At 53.5% G+C, this 22574-nt stretch carries 12 protein-coding genes and 3 tRNA genes; 8 read left to right on the top strand and 7 right to left on the bottom strand.

Annotated features, from left to right (window positions below; translation table 11 throughout):
* The first annotated feature begins 27 nt into the window (after positions 1 to 27).
* From Pla144_RS24795 to Pla144_RS20705, 5 genes are all read left to right on the top strand, one after another.
* Positions 28 to 100: transfer RNA gene (locus tag Pla144_RS24795), tRNA-Arg, on the top strand.
* Positions 101 to 192: 92 nt separating this feature from the next.
* Positions 193 to 264: transfer RNA gene (locus Pla144_RS24790), tRNA-Cys, on the top strand.
* 117 nt (positions 265 to 381) lie between these two features.
* Positions 382 to 447: transfer RNA gene (locus tag Pla144_RS20720), tRNA-Ile, on the top strand.
* A gap of 485 nt (positions 448 to 932) precedes the next feature.
* Positions 933 to 2036, top strand: a complete 1104-nt coding sequence (locus Pla144_RS20710; protein WP_146452631.1) for a slipin family protein — start codon at positions 933 to 935, stop codon at positions 2034 to 2036.
* Between the two features lie 352 nt (positions 2037 to 2388).
* Entirely contained in the window at positions 2389 to 4104 is a 1716-nt protein-coding gene (locus Pla144_RS20705; RefSeq protein WP_231936473.1) for an AAA family ATPase, read from the top strand.
* A gap of 226 nt (positions 4105 to 4330) precedes the next feature.
* On the opposite strand, the gene Pla144_RS20700 is transcribed toward Pla144_RS20705, so the two are convergent.
* The gene (locus Pla144_RS20700) at positions 4331 to 5722 is read right to left on the bottom strand and encodes a diguanylate cyclase domain-containing protein (protein ID WP_146452630.1); all 1392 of its coding nucleotides are present in this window, start codon (positions 5720 to 5722) and stop codon (positions 4331 to 4333) included.
* A gap of 256 nt (positions 5723 to 5978) precedes the next feature.
* Here Pla144_RS20700 and Pla144_RS20695 point away from each other — a divergent pair, with 256 nt between their 5' ends.
* Together Pla144_RS20695 and Pla144_RS20690 are read left to right on the top strand one after the other, a co-directional pair.
* Positions 5979 to 7130 carry an FHA domain-containing protein gene (locus tag Pla144_RS20695; RefSeq protein WP_146452629.1) on the top strand — a complete coding sequence of 384 codons (1152 nt, stop codon included), beginning with the start codon at positions 5979 to 5981 and terminating at the stop codon, positions 7128 to 7130.
* A gap of 35 nt (positions 7131 to 7165) precedes the next feature.
* Complete coding sequence (locus Pla144_RS20690) at positions 7166 to 9961, top strand: protein kinase domain-containing protein (RefSeq protein WP_146452628.1); 2796 nt, start codon at positions 7166 to 7168, stop codon at positions 9959 to 9961.
* A 93-nt stretch (positions 9962 to 10054) separates the two neighbouring features.
* Here Pla144_RS20690 and Pla144_RS20685 read toward each other — a convergent pair whose 3' ends face one another.
* Genes Pla144_RS20685 through Pla144_RS20675 form a run of 3 tightly spaced genes read right to left on the bottom strand, consistent with a single transcriptional unit; the run spans position 10055 to position 14576 of the window.
* Positions 10055 to 11104 (bottom strand): hypothetical protein, encoded by a 1050-nt coding sequence (locus Pla144_RS20685; RefSeq protein ID WP_146452627.1) that lies wholly within the window; start codon positions 11102 to 11104, stop codon positions 10055 to 10057.
* Positions 11101 to 13011: a hypothetical protein gene (locus Pla144_RS20680; protein WP_146452626.1), complete on the bottom strand. Its 1911-nt coding sequence runs from the start codon at positions 13009 to 13011 to the stop codon at positions 11101 to 11103. The genes Pla144_RS20685 and Pla144_RS20680 overlap by 4 nt, the downstream gene beginning before the upstream one ends.
* Positions 13008 to 14576 carry a MotA/TolQ/ExbB proton channel family protein gene (locus Pla144_RS20675; protein ID WP_197530880.1) on the bottom strand — a complete coding sequence of 523 codons (1569 nt, stop codon included), beginning with the start codon at positions 14574 to 14576 and terminating at the stop codon, positions 13008 to 13010. Before Pla144_RS20675 ends, Pla144_RS20680 begins: the two co-directional genes overlap by 4 nt.
* A 552-nt stretch (positions 14577 to 15128) precedes the next feature.
* On the opposite strand from Pla144_RS20675, the gene Pla144_RS20670 reads away from it, so the two are divergent.
* Complete coding sequence (locus Pla144_RS20670; protein ID WP_231936471.1) at positions 15129 to 17186, top strand: S46 family peptidase; 2058 nt, start codon at positions 15129 to 15131, stop codon at positions 17184 to 17186.
* 40 nt (positions 17187 to 17226) lie between these two features.
* On the opposite strand, the gene Pla144_RS20665 is transcribed toward Pla144_RS20670, so the two are convergent.
* The 3 genes from Pla144_RS20665 to Pla144_RS20655 all read right to left on the bottom strand — a co-directional run bounded on the left by Pla144_RS20665 (position 17227) and on the right by Pla144_RS20655 (position 22525).
* Complete coding sequence (locus Pla144_RS20665; RefSeq protein WP_146452624.1) at positions 17227 to 18306, bottom strand: hypothetical protein; 1080 nt, start codon at positions 18304 to 18306, stop codon at positions 17227 to 17229.
* 162 nt (positions 18307 to 18468) lie between these two features.
* A complete protein-coding gene (locus Pla144_RS20660; RefSeq protein ID WP_146452623.1) occupies positions 18469 to 21873 on the bottom strand; it encodes an ABC transporter permease in 3405 nt (1134 codons plus the stop codon).
* 49 nt (positions 21874 to 21922) lie between these two features.
* Positions 21923 to 22525 (bottom strand): hypothetical protein, encoded by a 603-nt coding sequence (locus tag Pla144_RS20655; protein ID WP_146452622.1) that lies wholly within the window; start codon positions 22523 to 22525, stop codon positions 21923 to 21925.
* Positions 22526 to 22574: the final 49 nt, after the last annotated feature.

Below are 22574 nucleotides of genomic sequence, written 5' to 3'. Positions count from 1 at the left end.
CAGGTCGAGATGCTACATGAGAAATAAGCCTTGCGAGTGTGACGGATTAGCACGGCAGACTTCGAATCTGCAAGACGGGGTTCGATTCCCTGGTGAGGTACTGAAACACATAGCCTGTGAGTGTGGCGGATTGCACGCGACTCTGCGGAGGTCGTAGGCCAGGTTCGACTCCTGGATGGGCTACTTGAAACTGACGCTGATGCTAAACGGCCAGGTGGCTGCCTGCAAAGCAGCTCGAAGTGGGTTCGACTCCCACCGGCGTCTCTTTGTATGCGAGGTTTTGATAGCGCTGGGCCAGCGGCGCACTTCACCCCACTGAACCGGTTGGTGTTGTGTGTTCCGTGTATGGATTGTTACGAAGGCGCGCGAGACCGCCACAAGGTTAGCTCAGTTGGTAGAGCACCAGGCTGATAACCTGGCTGTCACGGGTTCGAATCCCGTACCGCACCGCAGGCCGAAAACCTGCTCCTTTGCGAAAGGAAACGACGCGAAAGCGTCACCATGAAGCCCGAGGGTAGCGAACGGTTGTTTGATCGGTCGGGCGTTGTCTTCCTCACTTCGGTGAGAAGATAGCGTAGCGGCAGCACATACCGGCGCTATGCAGTGCGTGGATACCGCTTTCACGCACGCTGTGTCCGAAGGCCATCGAAGCCGAACGTCGTCTCGTGAGTATTGCTCGCAAAGACCTCGCCGGTGGAAGTGTCCCGAAGATACAGCGAACTTGACCGCTCAAATAGCACTCCGCGTGTGGATGTGTGACCAAGCGATTCGTTCCGCTGCCCGAGGGATTTTTATTTCAACAAAATGCGAACCATTGAAACATATCAATAGTCTTCAACTTCCTGTGCCACAGTTAAGGTAAGGAGTTTTACTAAGAAGTATGTGGCGAGCCGACCACAAAAGTTCCTCGGCTAGAAAGGAGGTACAACCTCATGTTGTTCAAGCAAGTAAAGATTCGCAGCTACGAAGTCGGTTTGTACTTCCGCGACGGTGAATTCCAGCGATTGCTGACCAAGGGTCGATACTGGTTGTTCGATCCGCTGTGGAAGGTCCGCGTCGATGTGGTCTCACAGCGAGATCCGTTGATTACCCACGACAAGCTGGACGTCATCGCCAAGAGCGGTGCGCTCACCGGGGTCGCTCAGGTCGTTGATCTGAAGGACTATGAGCGAGGATTGGTCTGGATCGAAGGCCGCTTCAGCCACGTTTTGCCGCCAGGTTTGTGCGCTTACTGGACTGGCTTCAAGGACGTGCGAATCGAAGTAGTCAACGCTCGTGATGTTCGTTTGCAGCACGGCGACTTGAAGACCATCGTTCGTTCGCCTTACGCTGCGCAGGTGCTCGACATCTGCGTGGTTGAACGAAACCACGTAGGTGTATCGTTCCAAGACGGTGATTACGTGGAGACATTGGCCCCGGGCCAGTACGCTTTCTGGAAGAACGTGGCTGATTCGAAGGTCGTTGAGGTCGACATGCGCGAGCAGGCCTTGGATGTGGCGGGTCAGGAAATCATGACCGCCGACAAGGTCACCTTGCGTATGAACGCGCTGGTCACTTACCGCATCACCGATGCGCGTAAGGCTGTTACCGTTACTGACGGTGCAACTCAGTCACTGTACCGTGAGGCACAGTTGGCTCTGCGTGCCGTGGTAGGTACTCGTGATTTGGATTCGTTCCTGACGGACAAGGTTGCCGTTACTAACGAGTTTGAAGAGCAGGTTCGTCAGCGTGCTGGTGATCTGGGTCTGGAAATCGTTTCAGTAGGTGTCCGCGATGTCATTCTACCGGGCGATATGAAGGATCTGATGAATAAGGTCACCGAGGCCAAGAAGGCGGCCGAGGCCAACCTGATTTTCCGACGTGAGGAGACGGCGGCCATGCGGAGCCAGGCGAACACCGCCAAGCTACTGGCCGACAACCCGACCCTCATGCGGCTCCGAGAATTGGAGGTCCTGGAGAAAGTCGCGTCGAGTGGAAAGCTCAACGTGGTCCTTGGCGAAAAGGGCTTGGCCGATCGTGTGGTCAATCTGTTGTAATATTGTACCCCCCTGGTTCGAGCGATTGGACCAGGGGTTTTTTACATTCACTGATTGATCCAACCCGTTCCACTAGGGATGAGGAACCTTTAAATGATGTTTGATGAGTTTGGAAGAAACGGCGGCTAGCGCCGATCCGCTCATGAGGGAGTAGCTAGGCGATGTCTGTGAGGCACTAGCGGTGAGTTAAGACCTGTCGGGCGTTGCCCGCCTAGAGGGGGGAGTGGTTGGTGGCGGGGGGAGCGCACTTCCCTTCGGGACGCGGCTAAACGGGGGGCGGTGTGGCGGGCAAATGGGTTGGAATAAGCTACGCTTCAGGTGGACCCCGAAACTGCTTGGGAAATAACCATTTATGCATACCATCGCTGCACCAGAATCGTTAAATACGGAAGAACAGGACGTTGTCCGGGTTGCCGCTAGGAATAGTGGGAAGCTGGCCATTGAAAACAGGTCGGATACTCGAGGGCATGCCGTCAGGGCGGGGAATGAAAAGCTCTACAACCCGCAAAATCCTGATTACGCGAAGAATTGCTGCGAGGCAGTTTCCCAATTGATTGAGATGCAACTGCTTCGAACTGGAGACGGGCCCAAGCAATATGAACTTACCAACTTTGGTTGGCAGTTGAGCCGCAAGTTGACTACCAAGTCCAATGAAGAGGATCAAAACGTGTCTCACGAAGAAGTTTTGTCGCCAACAATTCCCACCGAATCTATACCGTCGGTCTCCGCAAATGCAGCTACCTGGACCTCCTCGAAAACGGAGTCTCCGGAAGCGTTGATTTCAGCTTTAGGCCTCGATGATAGTTTCCTGCCCGAAGAGCCGAGCACACTTGAAGAGACAGGTCTCAACGCTACTTTTGTCGAAGACTTGATTCTCAAAATCATTCAGACAGCGGGCTCGTTAACAGGAAAACAGATCTCCGATCGAATTTGTCTAAGAGTAGCAATCATTGAAGATCTTTTCACTAATCTTAGAAAGAGACAGTATGTTGCACTCACTGGCTCAGCGATGTTGGGTGATCATATCTATCAGCTGACCGATCAAGGGCGCGAACGGGCTCGCGAAGCTACACAGGAGTGTGCTTATTCCGGTCCCGCTCCGGTGCCCTTGGATGATTATGCAGCCTCTGTACAGGCGCAGACGATTCGCACTGAGAAGCCGAAGCGAGATCGATTGGAAAAAGCATTTTCGGACATCAATGTGGAACCAGAGATGCTGGCGAAGCTCGGCCCCGCAATCAGCGCGGGAAAGGGAATGTTTATTTATGGACCTCCTGGGAATGGAAAAACAACCGTCGCCCAACGAATAACTCGTTGCTTTGGCCAGAATATCTTAGTTCCACACGCCATTATCGAAGATGGTCAAATCATTAAGTTTTTTGATGCATCCTGCCATGTGCCAGTGGAGTCGAGTGCGAGCAAGCTCATCAATACCTCGAATCAAGATCGACGCTGGATCCGAATTCGGCGCCCCACGGTCGTCGTAGGTGGCGAATTGACCATGGATAGCCTGGAGTTGAATCACGATCCAATTAGTCATGTCAGCGGTGCATCTTTGCAACTCAAAAGCAATTGCGGAAGTCTATTGATTGATGACTTTGGACGGCAACAAATCGATCCGACTTCTCTTTTGAATCGGTGGATTGTTCCGCTTGAAAATCGCATCGACTACCTAAGCCTGGCCAATGGGAAGAAAATTGAGGTGCCGTTCGAGCAGCTCATTATCTTCTCGACCAACTTGGAACCGAGCGACCTGGCGGATGATGCTTTCTTGCGACGCATTCCCTTCAAAATCGAAGTCGGCGCTCCTTCACGGCAGGAATTCTCTAAGCTGTTTGAAGCGTTTGCCAGCAAGTCGAAGATTGAATGTACGATGGATAAGCTGGAGTACTTGGTCTCTCATCACTATGATTCGTGCGATCGTCCGCTGCGACGCTGTCATGCACGTGACCTATTGGATCAAGTGGCTCATTACTGTGAATACAATGAGCTACCTATGGTGGCCACCACTGAGATTCTCGACCACGCCGTGAACAATTACTTCACAGCGATGAGCGGGAAGGAATAGCCTCGCACCAAATGCGAGGTTGACGGGCTCATTCGTTATCTGGAAGTAAGATAACTTCTCGCAGAGACACAGAGAGAATGGTAACTCATTTCTCTGCGATCTCGACGCCTCTGTGAGAAAATTCATTTAGATGTCGCACGTGTTGTGCTGGGTCGATTAGTGCTATTCCGTGGCTTAAAATGACTGCGGTAGTAGCCGAAGGCCTTGTTGAGAATCAGTACATCGCTTAGCTAAGTGGAATTACCAAGGAGTTCATTCCAGCGTCGACTAGCACGGGCTGAGAGTCTTCTTCTCCGCCAATTGGATCGACAGCCATTGCGACTATGTTCTCGTAGGTTATAAATCCAATCGGTTTGCTGTCCTCTACAACCACCAGGTAATCCTTCTGATTCGATGCCATGGTGCTGATGATTGCGTCCAGGCGTACGTCGCCTTTTATCGTTTCCGACACCGGAATGAGATGTTCCTCGATTGAGTCGAACACATCGTTTCCACATTGTCGAAATGAGTTTGATTCGATCACACCCAGAAAGAGTCCTTTCTCATCCACCACAGGAATGCAAGGTGGTAGGTTTTGGCCTGAGGCAAAGGCGTAAATTCCTAGGCTTTCTCGGTCGATAGAATTTTCGCCATTGATTGGCAGCACCAGAGGGAGTGCCTCCATCACATGGTGAGCAAATACTTCATGATAGGGGGGGAACTTTTGTTTCCAGTCTGAATGGATCTGTTCCACTTCGTTTCCATCCAGGATGAGATCTCCTCCGAAACTCCTCACCTGCCCGAGGATTGTAACTCCGCGCTGAACCTCATGGCTGGCTGTGTTTCCAGTCGGCCAGTTGAGAACGACTCCAGAGATGGTATGTCGGGCGCGACCTCCCTCGGTAGCGGGAGCTTGTCCAGTAAATTTGCTGGAGATGTCCTCCGCCCACTCCAGTCCTTCGCTAACGGAGGATCCTTGCAGCAGAACTGCGAAAACTCCCTCGTCAACTACACCACAACAATCTTCATCGGTGAGTTCTTCACCCAGACATTGAGCCAAGATTGTGGTAGCTTCCGCTACGGCAAAGTTGCCATTTTGCGACCGCAGACTATCTAAGCTGTCAATTCCCAGAACGATGAGCACGCCGTCCTTAGTGTCGAGGGTGTCACGTAATTGCCGCTCCAGTTGTCGAATAAATCGCCTCTGGTTAGTAATTCTGGAGTGTTTGTCAAAGCCGATGGTAGTGCCAAGTCGTCGTTCGAATTCCAAACGGCGGGCACCACTCTTGATGCGAGAAAGCAGCTCGCCAATGTTGACGGGAAAGCGCACCAAGTCATCGGCACCTGATTCCAGCAGTCGATTTGACTTGGCCGAGGAGTTCGCATCATACAATGCGATCCTGTAGACGAACGGAGTTGCACGTTGCGAAGCCAATGCTACTCTTGTCTGGTCCTCATCGCGTGCGTCTAGTATCAGCAGCGAAGGAGTATCGACCTGCTGCCAGGCAGCATTCTCATTCCAGTCGGAGGACGAGTCGACTTGATAGCCAAAGGAAGACAAGGCCCAAGAGAGCTCTCGTAGGGCGGTCCTATCAGTCGAAACGATCTTAATGGGAAATGGGGTTGTACTGGAAGTCACATAAGCCTCGCTGAAAAAAGGGCATGACGGATTACAACTTCTCTCAAAAGAACCTTAGCATTTTTTCTCACAAAATGTGGAGCAAAGATGCCCATCTCTAGACAGACGATAAGCTAGGCTTCTGATGAACGAATAACTTTTCTGTCAAACCATGAGTCGGTCCGTTTTGAACTGCCGAGAGACTTAAAAAGCTTTTGGCTCAGCACAACGGTTCTTCTCCTGGAACTATTTTCACTCGACTTGAGGCGTAATTTCAGTGACACCAACCTTGCGCAATGAGAATGACACTCAGCCGCGGCTCGAGTATTACCCGGTGAACAGCCCTACTCTCAGAACGGTTGTTATCGAAGAATATCCGTTCATCATCGGACGTGGCGATACCGCCCAGTTGCAGATCAGATTAGAGAGCATCTCACGCGAGCATGCAGAACTGACCAAAACTTCTACTGGATATGTGCTGCGCGACCTAAATAGCACAAACGGAACTGCGATCAACGGCCAACCCATCTCCGCAGCATCCCTTGAGGATGGAGATATAGTAAGTATTGCGGAGACGAAGCTCACATTCCTATGTCCCACAAATGGAAATCTGGAGCGAATGGTCACCCAGCCACTAGGGGACAGGCAGAAAAGTGATCCTCAACGCGAGATAATCGATCCCCAGCATGAGTGCTCAAGTGAAATCAAAGCTTCTCGCGAACTAGCAGAGGCCCTGCTGTGGCAGGCCATACCTCTGAAACGAACCAGTATCATCGATTGCCAATCGGGATCCGAACAGTCCACGATAGTTTCAATCGATCGGCCCTTGGCTGTGAGACTACGCGCTACTGATGCTCAGGATATTTATTCCACGGCCTCTCGCATACAGCAGATGGCATGGCAGCTGACTGCGGAAAATGCGGGAGAAATCGCCTCTTCAGATTCAATTCTGATGGCAGTGGAACTGCAGTCATGCGTCGACAGCAGATTATGCGACGCGTTAATTCAGGCGAGCGAGTGTTTAACTGGAAGCCAATCGCTAGGAATCATACTCCCCTGGGAATTGGCAGTTCAATCTCCTGCAACTTTGTCACTTTGCGCAGAGCTGAAAGCACTGGGAGCAGATTTGGCATTTGACCGATTTTCCGGAGGAGCCGCGTGCATCGGCGACATGGAGCTTGCTTCTCCTGAGTTCTTGGTGCTTGAAGCGTCATTGGCCCGTGGTATTTCATCGCATCCACGACGGCTGACGCAACTGAAAAATTTGATTTCGATTTGCGAAGCAGCTGAGATCGAGTTGGTGCTGCCCTATGGACTGCCAGAAGAAGATTGTCAAGCGAGTCATGATCTCGGTTTAAACTTGCTTGTAAGCAATGCCTCGAACTCTATTGAGGTTGCTAGCGCGAATGCTGTTGTCGCACTGGTCTAGTTAGACCCCGTTCTAATCAAGACGTACTCACAATCATGTCATCCACAATCGCAGAAAGCATTGAACTCCCATCTGGCTACTCCATCATCGATCGCCTTGGAGCCGGCGGTTATGGAGAAGTGTGGAAAGCAATTGCGCCCGGTGGTGTCGAGAAAGCAATCAAGGTTGTTTTTGGACACTGCGATGAAGGTATGGCAGAGAGAGAACTTAAGTCTCTTGAACGCATCAAGAGTGTTCGCCACCCGTTTGTGCTTTCGGTCGAACGATTTGAAATCGTTAACCATCGACTGGTAATAGTCACCGAACTGGCTGACATGAGCCTCAATGACAGCTTTCAGAGTTATCTCTCTGAAGGCCACCAGGGGATCCCACGCGAACAACTGATCGCCTATCTGTGGGATGCTGCTGATGCACTGGATTGCCTTGTCGATCAACACTCCCTTCAGCACCTCGATATCAAGCCAGAAAACCTTTTGGTAGTGGGGGATCACGTCAAGGTGGCCGATTTTGGCCTCGTGAAGGAATTAGCCTCGAAAACGATCAATTCGATGATGGGTGGGATGACGCCCCTCTATTCTGCTCCTGAGATTTACGACGACAATCCTTCCGCGTTCAGTGATCAATACAGCCTGGCTATCGTTTATCAGCATATGCTAACGGGCTCACTCCCGTTTCCTGGTCGAACACCAGCGCAATTGGCAAAGCAACACACACTGTCTGAGCCGAATCTGTGTCAACTCAGCGAAGCGGATCAGCGGATAGTCGGAAGAGCTCTGGAAAAACAACCAACGGCGAGATACTCCAGTTGCCGCGATTTCGTATCTGCACTGCGCTCTGCTGGGAAGTCCAATAATGTCGGCAGTACGAACTCAAGCAACCATGAGAGTTCGCAGCACAGTTCCTCGGTGGCAAGTGAAGATACCAAATCACTCGACTTATCTGAGACGAAGCACGCCGAGGTTTCAGTTGTCACAGCTGCGACGCAAGTGCTTTCAGATATTACAAAGACTTGTGATCTCTCGGAGAAGACAGTTGAACGACCTCAGTTAAAAGCTCTTCCTAAAAGGTTTCCCCGTGTCGAATCCACGATTGAGGATATCGAAACTCCCGATTGTGATCGAACAACGTCAACCGAATCCTGTCCGACGTTATACATCGGTGTTGGAGGCATGGGCATCACGATGCTTAGGGCAATTCGCTCACGTGCCAATTCCCATGATCCAGAGACGGAGTCTTCAAGAGCTTGGCTAGCGATCGATACAGAACGAGACGCCTTGAAATCTACCTCCGATGGTGAATGTCACGATTCGCTGTCGAGCGATGAAAAACTTCATATTCCATTGCGTCGACCCAATGAGTATCGAGAAGAATCGCAGGACTTGTTGAAATGGGTGAGTCGTCGTTGGCTCTATAACATCCCACGATCATTGCAAACGCGTGGTTTTCGACCGCTGGGACGAATAGCAATTGTCGATCATGCCGAAGCGGTATTTTCCGCTTTGCAAAACCGACTGCATTGGCTGGCAATGAATGATCATGGCTCTGAAAACAAGCCTCGGCCAATTCGCGTCGTATTGCTCGTGGGGATGAGTGGTGGGACTGGTGGTGGTACGGTGATTGATCTTGCGCAGGGGGTTAGATCGGTTTGCCAGGAGTTTTCGCAAGAAGTAGTGATACACGGCGTGTTAGGAACCACCTTTCATAACGGCAGTGCTGAGTCACTTGCCGCTGCCAATATGTATTCGTTGCTCACAGAGATTAATCATTCTCAGCTTCGTGGCAACTGTGGAGAGTGCCCTCCGCCGGGTCTTGCTTCCCGATTTGAGTTGCCGCAGCGACCCTTTGATGAGATCTACACGGTTGCAATTCCAATGCGTGGCGACAGGGAAGTTTACGACTTAACTCTGCAGTCGATGGCGGAGTATTTACTTTTGGAAGCGGATGGGAGTATTGCTCCAGTAGTTGATGCACTTCGCTCGGTGAGAGAGGACTCAGCAGATCAAACGTCATTGCGGACCTTTAGTTGCGTCAATGTGGACCATCTGGCGAACTCATTTCGTTCCATTCATCAACAACAGCTAACAGCAGCCATTACGGCAAGCTGGCAAGAGCAAATAGCCGATGAATCGGATGGCGATGCGAAGTGTTTCGAACAATATGCGAATTCTCAATTTGCACATGCGGTCCTGGCGCATTTTCCCCGGATAGTGGCAAGAAGTAATGACGCCATTGAGGACTCTGAGTCTTCTACCCAGAACAAGATTCGTACTGACAACATTCAAAGCATTGCTAAAGCTTTCTTGCAGTTTTTCGAATGCAACGGATTGCCGCATCATGCCGATCAAGCCATGATCGATAGCGCTGACGTCGCGTCGGCGAGCAGTCAAATTATCGATAAGTTCTGCTTACTTTTCCAGAGCAAGAGTGTTCCAGAGCATGAGCTGTCGCAGGAATTAGCTAAGCTGCTTGCTCAGCATGTATGTGAGATGACAGAGAGTATTTCAATAGCCAATCCTCCCTTCTTAGCTGAAAGTGCTTTGACACTCCTTGAGGGGAGCCCGCTTAAGTGTGGTTATCGACGCCGAACGATGTTGATTACTCCAAGCGATCAACACGATTCAGCTTTGTTGGAAGCATTCAAAGAGTCGTGCCCGACCTTAGCCAACTTCCAGACGGCGGTCGCCGACACTTATTTGATTCGAGAGGGGAGTGAGTTGCAGGCTTTGTACCTCGGCGCCCGGTTGGCAGAGACTTATCCCGATATCGATGAAGCAGGTGGTCGACTGCATACACGAAACGATATCTCTTGGGAAGACCTGCGTGGGGTTTGAGAGAGGACGCGCTTCGCTCTGGCTCGTTTGACTCGCCGGGCGCGTCGCGGCTAACAAGGGGAGCATTCCTGCGGGTTGCGGTTAAACGGGTTTCTATTGCGCTGCGGCTTTTGTGCCGTGGGGGGATGCGCCGATGTTTGAGCCGGGGAGCATCGGGCGGGTGGCCAGTGAATAACCCATTTCCCAGAGAGTGCGTTTCAGTAGACGAAAATCATCGAAGCTGTCCGTGTAGAGCCAAACGACCACTGAAGGAGAAGTTCGTCGATGTTGCTGCAAGTAAGTATAAAGGGAGCCGCCGGGCATGAGGGCCTGCTCCACATCCTGGCCGATGCCTTCGGAGGTTGGCAGCACTTCGGCATATTGATCGAAAATGATCCGTTGGATATGTCCAGCGCGGGGTCCTCCAAGGGATGAGGGGTCTTGCGCGCGGCTGACCGTCATGCGGATGCGATAGCCATCGATAGGGCCAAAGGTGTCGACTACATGATCGCTCGCCTGAAGACGACGGCGAATATCGTCCACATGGTTTTGGACTTCGCCTAAAAGTTCATCGAAAGGAACAATCGAAACGAGGCCCTTTTTAAGCCGGAGATGGATCGCATTACCGTCTACCTCTCTAGCCAATGGCGTGGGAACGCTTTCGAGTTCCTCCACCGTCTCGGGACCCGTGAGCAGACCTAATTGTTCCTTGGTCAGCGCATCGAGCGTGAGTTGGTATTCGGCAATTCTCTTTTGCACGTCGAATTGCTGTTGGTGATCGGCATCGAGAAGCTCTCTCCGTCGGGCCAAATCCTCTTCGATGACACTACGGTGCATGGCCAGATTGACCCGCTCGGCGTCAAAGTCGGCTGCCTCTTGTTTGATTTGAATCAATCGTGTTGCCAACCTCTCAACTTCCTGTCGAGCTTGAAAGGTACTTGCGCGAGCCTGCTTCAGTTGGGCCAAAAGTTCTTCTTCATTTGGTCCCGTCTCGACGGCGACGATTTCGGGGAGTGTTTCTGGCTTTATACCGTGAAGGGCATCGTGAGTTGCTTTCGCGCCGACGAGCATAACTAGGATAATGATCACCCCCACGAGATTGGCAACAATGTCGAGGAATGAATCCTGGGACGAATCTTCTTGTTCGATCTGGCGTCTGCTCATCGTAACACCCCCTCTCGCGGAGTCGGAGTGACTGGGTTTTCCGCAGTCTCAGGGAGTTGAAGGTCTACACCGCTATCTTGTAGAAGGTTTGCTACCCGCGTGGCCGTAAGTTGGGCATCGGGGCCGACGTTGAGTTCCAACACGGGCCGCCAATACATCCCGCTGCCCGCGAGTCCCCATTCTTCGATTCGATCCCGGAGTGCTGCGACAAATTCCTGGGAGATTTTATCCACCGGCTGATCGAGCGAAATAATTTGACCGGTGAACTCCTTTCCTCGCGAGGCGTTCTTTGTGGGTAGAATTGCCATCTGGTTTTCACGAACGACCACACGGATCGAGCGTCGTATCGGCACGGAATGTTGGTTTGCGCGTTCGACGGCCCAATTAGCACCCTTTGAGGCTGCGATCGACTCGCTTGGTTTGTTGGAGAAGCTCATGGTTGGCGTGCCGTCGCTGGATGACTGTTGGCTTGCACCACCTGAAGACGCTCCACTTGCTTGTTGATTGGGTGCATTGGAGTTTGCTTGCTTGGAGCTGCCGCCTGCTGAACCAGGCTCGCCGGTGGACTGTTGGGAGTAGCGGGAGCCGACCAGGTTTTTGTCGGTACTTACTTGTTGTGAGCTTCCACCTTCGCTGTTTCCTTCGCTTCCGCTTGCTTCGCCATCTGCTGAAGCAGATGCCCCGTCGGGATTAGGGGTTCCGGGTGTGCCTGCCAGGTCACCCTCTTGACCCTGCAATTCCCCTGGTCTCCGCTGCTGATTGGAATCAGTTTGTCCGCGGGTGTTCCCGGAATTTTCGGAACCGCCTTCACCGTCTTGATTTCCAGCTAGATAGCGATCAGAGTCGTTACTCGTGGAACCGGTGCTGCCGTAGCCACGACCGCCGGGGACGTCCCCATCGCCAGAGGCTGATGTCATGCCCCCTCCCAATCCCATGCCGCGAAAGCGACTCGGTGCGGCCTGTGCCAATTGCAAGAGCCGATCTCGCGCGATGATCACGGCGTGTTGTTGGGCACGAGCCAGTTGCGGATCAGCGGCCTCGGGGAATGTGAGTTTCATATCCTCGTCGATGAATTCGTAACCGTAGTCAGAATCCCACGAGGTTATTGCCGCCCGGGCTAGGGCATATTGCTTGATCCCGTCGGGGCGAATAATCATCAGAGGATACGGGTCTGGCGGAGCATAGTCTCCCCCTTTGGCAGCTTTGTTGTTGAGATATTCGCGCGAGGCACGCAGGGCCGCCGCCAGAGGGTTGCCTGGCCAGTTGGGGGCAATAAAGTCATCGGCAGTGAGACGGACTCCTTCGGGATGCAGTGTGATCCCTTCGCTGCTGCATTCGATATAGATCGGCCTGCGATAAGTGCCGTTAGGACCCTTATAGGGGACGATCGCAAAGGAATGCTTGCCTCCGCTCTGGGCTCGCAGTTCTTCGACTTGCTGCTGGGTATCGGCTACCAGTTTCTCGAGACGCGCCACCTCACGCTCAGCTTGTTCTTGATCGACAGATTGGTTTTCCTCGGTCTGCTTGAGCTGGGCAGCAGCGATTGCCAGTCTGGCGAGCTCTTCTTCCAGCCGCCGAGCATGCTCCTCAGAATGACTGAGGCGAAGTTGTTCGGTCTCGAGACGTTTGTTCGCTTCGTCACGGAGATTGGCAAGCTGCTGTTGATAGGCAGCGACCTCTGCAAGCTCCTCTTGGAGTTGCTTTGTTTGGTCGTGATTCTCCGCAGTCGGCTGGGTTTCCGAAATGAGCGTAAGTTGACTCATTTGGGCGACCAACCCTTCACGGGTAGCGCGTTGGACCAAAACAACCAACAACACAAGCAATGCCCCCATCGTGCAAAGCAGCACGGCTAAAAAAGGGAACAAGCTAATCGAATCGGAGTTCTCGCTGACGCTGCGATTGCTCATGCTGCCTTATTCTGCGTGCGAAGAGGTGTCATCTCGAGGTGGTCGCCATTGACAAGGGTCTTGCCCAGGTGTGCCCCGAGCAATTGTAGGATTGCCGACAGGCCCGAGATCGTTTGCTCAAAATTGTGCGTTTCTGCAAGAGCACGAAGGTTTCCGTTGAGCGAATCTTCGAGTTGCTTGATCTGGTTGGTCCCTTCGACAAGTCGCAGCAAGACCTCTCCCTGGCGATAGAGTTGCTCCTGTTGAGCAACCGTAGCGCTGGCCGAGTCGACCAGGGCAGTTTGCATCTCGTGCAGGATCTGCTCGCTCTTGGATATCAGTTTTTCCTGGCGGCTGGAAGCCACAAGCATCGCTTCGCCGACGGCCGCTTCTACCTCGGCCAGATGGCGACGATTTTCCACGGCTACGACCGACTCGGCTTGGGCTAGTGCCGTGGCATGGTGGTCGAGTCCTTCGTTGAGTAGCACTGCGTGCCGCACGAGAGTCTCTTCCATATTCTTGGCGTGTTGCTCGACTCCCTGGTTGAGCGCCTTGGCATGGCGGGAGAGTCCCTCAACGACGGCCCCGGAGAGGGCTTCGTCCAGGGTGGTCGCGGCGGCGGCGAACGATTCTTCCAAGCTCGCTGCTGCACCAGCCATGACGCGATTGAGTGTCGAAGCGGTGCCGTCGAACATCTCTGACCAACGGCTGCCGGTCTGATCGAGCGAGGCCTGGAGCAACTCGCTTTGTTTCTCGGCACTGGTTTGCACCACGGAGAGTAGTTGTTCAGACATTCGCCGGATCGAGGCCAGATGAGGATCGTTTTCTGTTCCAAGTTGCTGGAAGCGGCCGACAAGTTGTTTGGCTGCGCTCGTATCCACTGAGCTGAGCAAGCGGTTCTCAACCTTTTCAACACAGAATTTTACGAACAGGAGCACCGTGGATAGTACCAGCGACAAGGCGGTCGTATCGAACGCCACGCTTAAGCCGGCCACCACGGCCGGGAGCGATTCATCCATCGCGTCGGCTGAGAGATCGAGCTTAGCGATGGCCATCGTGATTCCGATCACGGTTCCTAAAAAGCCGAGGATCGGAATGGTCGAAAAGATTATACGCACCATCGAGTAACTTTGATGAGAACGTGTTGCGTCAGCATCTTCCAGGTGATGGAGGTGCGATTCAAGCGTGTCCGCCGAGCCTTTTTGCTGGACGTATTCCAAGGCATTGCGGAGTCTTTCCGCGAGATAGCAGTTTTGCAAGGCCGACGAGAGTTTTGCAAGTCCGGCCAGTAGCTCGGGGGCATCACCGACGGTTTGCCCTTGCACACCTGCGGGAGGTAGTTTGATATTGTCCAAGGTGGCGAACTGCACCATCAGGCCTAGCATCTTAATTGTCAACGCTGCCAGACCCACGAAGAAGATCGTGGTGGTTGTATAGTTAATCCAGTGACCAGCGAAGTAACGCTGGATGGTAGAGCCGGGCTCACTTCCACCCACCACCAGCGCGTAAAAGGTGAGACAGGCGAGGCCGCCCCAGATAAACGATTGGCGTAACAGCCATTCAGAGATTGATGAGACTCGTGACACGGCCAACTCCCTTTCGCACAATGCGTAACTACAACCTACGGGAACCATGCCGGCGCACGCCGACCCCGCTACTCCTCAAAATCGGCGCAATCGTCAAAGTTTGTGAGTCGAATTCTGTAAAAAGTCATCTAGGGTGCTGTCGGGGTCGACTGCTAGCGATGCCTGCCATCGGGAAATAAGCTTCCCGGCAAATTCTGTATATCCGGCAAACTTTGCCAAAGCCGGAATCCCGCTAGGTCGATAAGTCCTTTGTCAAATCACGGTGTTTCATTTTAATCAGCCCCAGTAATCGCAACATGACAGCAGTGCTTTGGCCCAAAAGGCTACCGCATTAATTGAGACACCCAGGGGGGCTAGCAGGCGCGGGCGAGACAATCGTCCGCGCCTGCGTTTTTTCTTGCCGGCTTCATTCTGATGCCGCTCTCTACTAAGTTGGATTGGCTCCATTTGGGCAAACCGGACAGAATGTGTTACCATTCTGTCCACCTTTGACTGACTCTCCGAGTCGGAGATTCGGCCAACATTGATCTTATTCACCAACGAGGAATTCCGATGTCCAGACCCCTTGGTTCGCACTGCTATTTCTCCTGCCTGATTTGGCTCTTTTTCACCTCACTGATGCTAGCAGATGAGGGGATGTGGTTGTTCAACGATCTGCCGCGTGAGATTCTCAAGCAAGAATACAATTTTGAGCCCACGCAGGAGTGGGCCGACCACATCATGCTCTCCAGTGTTCGATTCAGCTCGGGGGGGTCGGCGTCGTTCGTCTCTAGTAATGGGTTGGTGCTGACCAATCACCACGTCGCGGCTGATACGCTGCACAAGCTCTCTACCCCCGAGTTTAATTACTACGAGAATGGTTTTCTCGCTAATGGGATGGAGCACGAGATCAAGGCTCCAGACTTGGAGCTCAATCAACTCGTCTCGATCGAAGACGTGACCGAGCGGATCAACGCGGCTGTCGCCAGCGATCTCGATCCTGAAGCATCGCACCAAGCCCGTCGAGCAGCGATGGCTGTCATTGAACAAGAGTCGCTTGACAAGACGGGGCTGCGGAGCGATGTGATCACCTTGTTTGGTGGGGCGAAGTATCATCTCTATCGCTACAAGAAATACACGGACGTGCGGTTGGTATGGGCACCCGAAAGTACGGCCGCATTTTTTGGCGGGGACATGGATAACTTTGAATTTCCGCGCTACAACATGGATGTCACGATTTTTCGTGTCTACGAAGATGGCAAGCCGGCCAAGATCGAGCACTTCCTGAAGTGGTCGGAGCATGGTGCCGGGGACGGTGAGGTAGTGTTCGTCTCTGGAAACCCGGCGCGCACCGATCGCGGGCTGACTACGGAGGCGCTCAAGACATTACGCGATCACTCGCTTCCTTTTTATCTGGATTACCTGTGTCGCATGGAGGTTGCCATCCAGCAGTTCGCCTATCAAAGCCCCGAGCACCAGCGGCGCGGTCAGGATGAACTGTTTGGCATCCAAAACAGCCGCAAGGCAATTACGGGGATGCTCGTCGGGCTGCAAGATCCGCAATTCATCGCCGAAAAAGCGACTCAGGAAGATGCCCTCCTGGTCAAAGTGAATGCCAATCTCGACCTCAAACACTTTGCCGAGGCTTGGAAAAAGGTGTCCGAGGTACAACCAGAGAAGATTGAACTACTCAATGGTGGAGTGGATTTCCGGGAGCGCTACTACGAAATCGCCAAGGAACTCGTGTTGAAGGCCGCGGAGGATCAGAAGCCGAGTGAGGATCGGTTGCGAGAATTCAGCGATTCGGGCCGCGAATCATTGGAGCATGAATTATTTTCGCCCGCGACGATCTACGACGATCTGGAAGTCGCCAAGCTGTCGACGATGCTGTCGATGTTCGTTGAGCAACGCGGCGGGGATGATCCGCTGGTGATCAAGGCACTCAACGGGAAGAATCCGTTCGAGCGTGCTGCCAAATTGATTGGTGGCTCCCAACTCAACAAGGTTGATGTGCGGCGGGAGTTGGTTGAGGGTGGTGTGGCGGCGATCGAGGCTTCCACCGATCCGATGATCCAGTTCTTCCGCAGTCTTGAAGCGGAGTATCGTAAGATTCGCAAACGGAAAGAAGCCCTTGAAGAAATCGAACGTCAGGCGTATTCCCAAATCGAGGATGCCCGCGTGGCTGTCGAAGGGACCTCTGGTTACCCGGATGCGACGTTCACGTTGCGTTTGTCGTTTGGTGTCGTGAAAGGCTACGAGGAAGATGGCCGTGAAGTACCCCCGTGGACTACATTTGCCGGAGCTTTCGCCCATCAGGCAGCCCACGAGGCAAAAGAACCTTGGAAGTTGCCTCCTTCCTGGAACGAGTCAGAGAGTCGCATCGATCTGGAGACACCGCTGAACTTTGTGTCGACTGCCGACATCATTGGTGGCAACTCAGGCAGCCCTGTGGTTAATCGAGCAGGTGAGTTCGTCGGTATCATTTTCGACGGCAACATCCAGAGCCTCACAGCCGACTATTTGTATGACGATGAGGTATCGCGCGCCGTTTCTGTTCACTCCAGTGGCATCCGCGAAGCACTGAAAAGCATCTACAATGCTAAGGAACTTGCGGAGCAATTAGGGAAGTGAAACTAAAGGTCAACGCCGGGTGATTGCAATCCCCCGGCGTTCACTCGGGGGGTGAATCCAGAACGGGTTCTATCGGAACGACTCTTTCTTTAGGAGGTGGACCACCCCGGGGAGCGAACACCAGAACAATCGCCGCGCCGGCGATCACCAGCATTAGCCCCGCGACGAACAGGGCATTGATCTTGTCCCACAATCCTCCCGCGGCGATGGTAAAGAGCGTGTTTACAACCGGGGCACCACCAAAAACCAGTGGCATCACATAGACTGGTTTTCCGCCGAAGTTGAACGCCATAATAATGCCTAAAGCGCCAATCGCCCCCGCGGCACCGCCAGCGAGGCTCCACATCGTGCCGAGGAAATTGTATCGGCTGGCCTCACCCGTGGCAGCTAGCCACAGATTTCCCACGATCACCGCGATGGCAAAGTACGCCAGCCCCACACAGATCAACGGGCGCAGGCGACTATGGTGCATTGCCGCCTGGCCAATGTGCAGCACCGGGCCATAGGCTCCCCAGCAACAGATCACCAAAGCAACCGCTGCGACTCGCAGTACCCAGTCGCGAAAGGTGTGACTCTCGTCTGGTGCCACTTCTTCAGCTTGCGCTGGTTCTACACTCTCAGCGGGTGGCGCGGGTTTCTCAACTATCGGCGGATTCGGTTTCGCCACCAGCACGGTAGTAGCGCCCAAGAGCACCATGATCATGCCGGCAATGAAGATCGGGCCGATCTCTTTCATCTTGCCGGCGAGATAGATCGTAAGAAAGGCGTTCACAACCGGCGCCCCGCCAAACACCAGAGGCATCACATAAACCGGTTTTCCGCCGAGGTAGAATGCGAGGATAATTCCCAGGGCGCCGATGGCGCCAAGAGCACCCCCTGCAAGGCTGAATAGTACTCCAGTGATCGTCCATTCTCCCGCCTCTCCGCGCAGCTTAAGCAACACCGCCGGCACGGCCACGCCAATGCCGAAATATGCCAGACCAACGCAGATAAACGGACGCAACGAGGCCATTCCGCCGACTGTCGACATGCCATGCTGCCCCCAATGGAGTACGGGACCATAAATCCCCCAGGCCAGAATGGTGACGGCAAACGAGGCGATCACAAACAAGAGATTCATAGCAACAGGCGGGGGAAGAATCGATGGGGGTGAGTGAAACTAAATTAACTGTAAACTAAGCACCTGCGATATGCTAGTCGCGGGGAAAGTGTCGAGAGTCAAGTGCGGAGAGTCCAGAGCCAGAAATAGCACTTCCTTGGCACTCGAATCTTGGCTTCTCCTCTAATCCCCCCGTAGCGCTGGTAAGAGCGGCACTCGAACCGCCGCTCTCACCGCCATCCAACCCGCAGCAATTCCAGAAACTGCCACCGCACCCAACAAAATCGCGAGCGTCTCCCACGGCACACTAGCCTGCCGCAAAACCCAGTGGGGGAGGGTGGCCACGAGGGCGGCCAGACAGCCGCATCCCAAGCCTGCGATTAAGAGCGTAATGTTTTCCCCCAGGAGCATTTCTGAGAGGCGTTTTCTTCTAAAGCCAGCACAACGCATGATTGCCAGTTCGCCACGTCGTTCCAGTGCACTTCGCAGTTGCGCAATCGCCAGGCCGACCGTTCCCAACAAGAGGCCGAGCGCCCCAAGCGACTGGAATGTGGACAGATATGTGTTTTGCACCGCCAAGAATTCGGCCAGCCGATCGCGGGTACTGATTGCGTCGAAGCCGAAATCCACGAGTCGGGTCTCTAGCAGCGCAGCAAGTTCTTCAACGCTCTCGGGTGAACTTGCTCGAATCAAGAACTGAGTTCGCCCTGCTTCGTCTGGGTAGAGCCGCAGGAAATTCGCCTCGCTCATGAGCACGTTTCCCTGCAGGATGCTTCCGGCAAGTAGTCCTACGACTTCGGCTATGACTGGTTGGTTTGCGGCATTGCGGAGTTGTAGTCTCGCACGAATTCCACTGAGGTGTAAACTGTAGGTAGCCGTGTTCTGATCGAGCAGGATAGGAATGATTTGGTGGCCTTGATCGTCGTTGCCAAGCGATTTGTCTAGAAATAACCAGTCAGCGTTCCCCTGTGTGGTAATGGCAAACTGATTGTCGCCATAAAAACTCCTTGGAAGACCAATCACGCGAGGCTGCGTGGTTTGATAAAGATTGAGGCAGCTCGCATCCTCACCACGGTGAACACGAAATGAGTAGATCTTCGTTTTCTTAAATAGCAATTCATCTGCTTCTGTGAAGCCAATTTCTTTGCGACCTGCTGCCGTATCGAGATCAAAATAGATCGGCAGATCCGCCGTCGCCATTAGGTCGAACCCGCCCGTCCCACTTTCAGTCGGCGCGAGCCGAAATGCACTCAATGCGACAATCAGAAAACTTGCCACTGCCGTGAGCCCTATTGCGAGGTTTGTCCTGCTCGGGTTGCGACGGGCATTGCGGGTAGCGAGACCTGCTAGTGAAAGAGAAGTGGGGACTGCAAAACTCGATTGACGCAGACGACTTCGTAGCCAGGTTAGCAGTCCCGCTAATACTAGCGCACCACTGCCAAAGAAAGCACCTGCCTGGGCCTCGTCGCGGAGTCCGCCCGCCATTGCTCCCGCTGCGATACCTACTGCGATTGCAACCAGCATAAGAGGAATCCATGGTTGACGTGGTTTGGCGAATAGTGAAGGGAGGTCGTTTGGGTCGCTGGTGTCGCCGGTCAAGAGTTGGCGCGGAGGTATCCGCAGGAGTTTTCTAAGTGACCAGACAATTGTCATCAGTGAAACGACGATACCGATTGCAAATCCTATGGCCAAACTTTGCGGTGAGACATGCAACTTCAAGAACGGCGTCACCGTGGCCGCCACCCACCAAGTCGTCAGGCCGTGAACCATCACTGCGGCGTAGACGATTCCTCCTAGCACGCCGATCGCAGCCCCCACCAGTGCCACGATCGCTGCCTCACTAAGCCAGATGTGGCGTATCTTGCGCGCCCCCCATCCTGTCGTAGCCAAAATCCCCACTTCACGGGCACGGTTCTCAGCACCCAAGCGAAACAGCAGGGCGATCAACATTACGGCCGAAGCCATCAGAAAGAAACTAAAACCCAGAAACAGTCCCTCAAAAGAAGTCGTCCCTCGTGCGGCAGCCAATCCTTGCTGTTTGACTGGCAGTAATTTCATTCCCAAGTCACTTGGATTGATGGCCTCCGTAAGCCGGCTCGTGAACTCGACGACAGTCGGTTTGTCGTTTTCCATCGGAATTCGCAGAGCGCTCACAGTTCCCCAGCGTGTTGACCATAGTTTTTCGGCAAGTGAATACGAGACAAACGCTTTAGGAGTGGTGCGATACTCGTCCCAGTAGGTTTCGTCCTCGGTTTCAATCGTTTCAACGAGCTTGAACGGCAGATCCCAATCACTGATCGAGCGTTCATCCGTCACGCCGGGTAGCTCAGGAGTGAAGTGGGGATCCGCAGCAGCAGTCAACTCCCCGTCGACGTTTTTGAGGGGTGCAATGAACTTGAGTGCTAGTGGGGGCGTACTCTTTTCGACCAGTCGCCCGTGAGTGGTTTCCGGTTCGTAGTAGGTTATCGTAATCTTGTCGCCAAGCTGACCACTAAGCCTTTGAGCGGCCCAATCGTTGAGCGCGATTTCATCATCGGCTAGAACAATTGGCTTTCCGTCCGCATCACGTAATGGTCCTAACTCTTCCGTAGAATCGACCCCCGTTACCGTCGAGTACGGAATTTGATTCTTACCGAGCGAGATAGTGTTGGCCAAGTAAGTGACAACCGGCTGTATGTCTTCCGCTGGCCACAGCTTGCGGACTGTCTCAACCAACTGCGGAGCAAGCACAAGCCGCTCCGCCGACAACTGCAGGAAGTGACTTGCCGTTGGAGCACCAATCTTGGTTTCGGTTACGCGCAAACCAAAGTCTGCCAACTCCGGCCGCAGAGCCTTTTTCAGATTATCTTGGTGGACGACAGTACTCGGCTCAGTAGGCTCCACTCCGCCGATGGCGATGAGATTCGCCCGACCAGGAAGCTCCAGTAATCGCTGCATCGTCTCAAGCGAGACAAACACATTACGGGGCTGAAGCTGGCTCGGCTGCAATCCGAATCGCGAGATCCCCTCATTGAGAATCTCGACAATTCGTAATCGACGCGAAGTGGTCGAATCTTCTTTTTCGCCAAGTGTGCTGTCCGCTGGGATGTTGCTCGGCAAAGAAACTCGCAGTAGCACTTCGTCACCAACGGCTGCCCCGAGTTCTGCGGCAATCGATTGCGAGATGGCAATGTCATCTCCTGTGAGCTGCTTAATCGGTCCGCCATCACCCAATTTCCAAAACGCATCCGTTATACCGAGGATAGAAAGTTGCGTTGCTTGTTTAGTTTGACCGTCCTTGGTGGCCGACAGACTCCCCGGCACAAAGAGCAGAGGGGCGAACCCCTGAAATCCCCCTTTACCGGTTGCGGAATTCCGTTGAGCCAACTCAGTGGCCAGTCCCTCACGAAATGGCTGCTCTGCCAAGAGCACAGTATCGATATTGGAGAGCCGCGCGAGCGTAAGATCGCGAAGACTTCCGCGCACCGAGTCTCCGACTAATAGCGCCCCCGTGATGACCGCCGTGGCAACCGCTACCCCCAGGGCAACGGCCAGATGGGTTCGCCGATATTGCCAGAGACTAGCAAGGATGTAACGGAGTGGAGACATATACCCATTATGGCAAATCGAAGTGATGGTGTCATGGAAACATGACCCATCAAATCTCGGGCCGGCGTAGGATCTCGCTGGCGATGATTGCTTGGCGCATGCCTGCGGGGCTGCGGAGCAATTGGGCGATGTCGTCGGCTCGCTTATTTTGATGTTTCGGCTCGGCTGGTCGCACTTGATGCTCCAACGCCCCCAGCTTGTGCTCGAATGTTTGCTGTAAATGGGATTCTAACCGTTCATCAGCGAGGCCTACATCTTCCCCAAGTTTCGATGTCTGCTGGGCAATTTCGACAGTGCTGATGTGCCTCCTGACATGCTCCCGCACACTCTCAGACCGTAGGCTGGTGGGAGCCGCAACCGGGGTTGGTTGCTGGACTTTGATGACAGCGGGCTTGGGTTTTTTTTGCTTTTGCTTTGGTCTGGGAGGTTTGCCCTGCATTTCTCGTAGAAAATCTTCTACTTCGCCACGGAGGTTTTCGGCAATCTCCTGGCCTTTAGGAGGTGCCCCATCACCCTGTGGACGGGGAGGCCGGGGCTTCCCCTCCTTGTTCTTTGCAGAGAGAAGTTGTCCCAGCGCAGAAATCATGAAGAAGATGATCACAATGACCAGCTCTCCCCAGCCGGCAGCGAATAATGGTGGGAGATGATTCATGTTTCTAGCGATGTTAGTCTTGTGTACATAGATATCGACATACGTTGCG

The sequence above is a fragment of the Bythopirellula polymerisocia genome, assembly GCF_007860015.1.
Classification (GTDB): Bacteria; Planctomycetota; Planctomycetia; order Pirellulales; family Lacipirellulaceae; genus Bythopirellula; species Bythopirellula polymerisocia.
The sequence above is the reverse complement of the archived record's forward strand: the minus strand, read 5'-3'. Positions and strand labels throughout refer to the sequence as shown.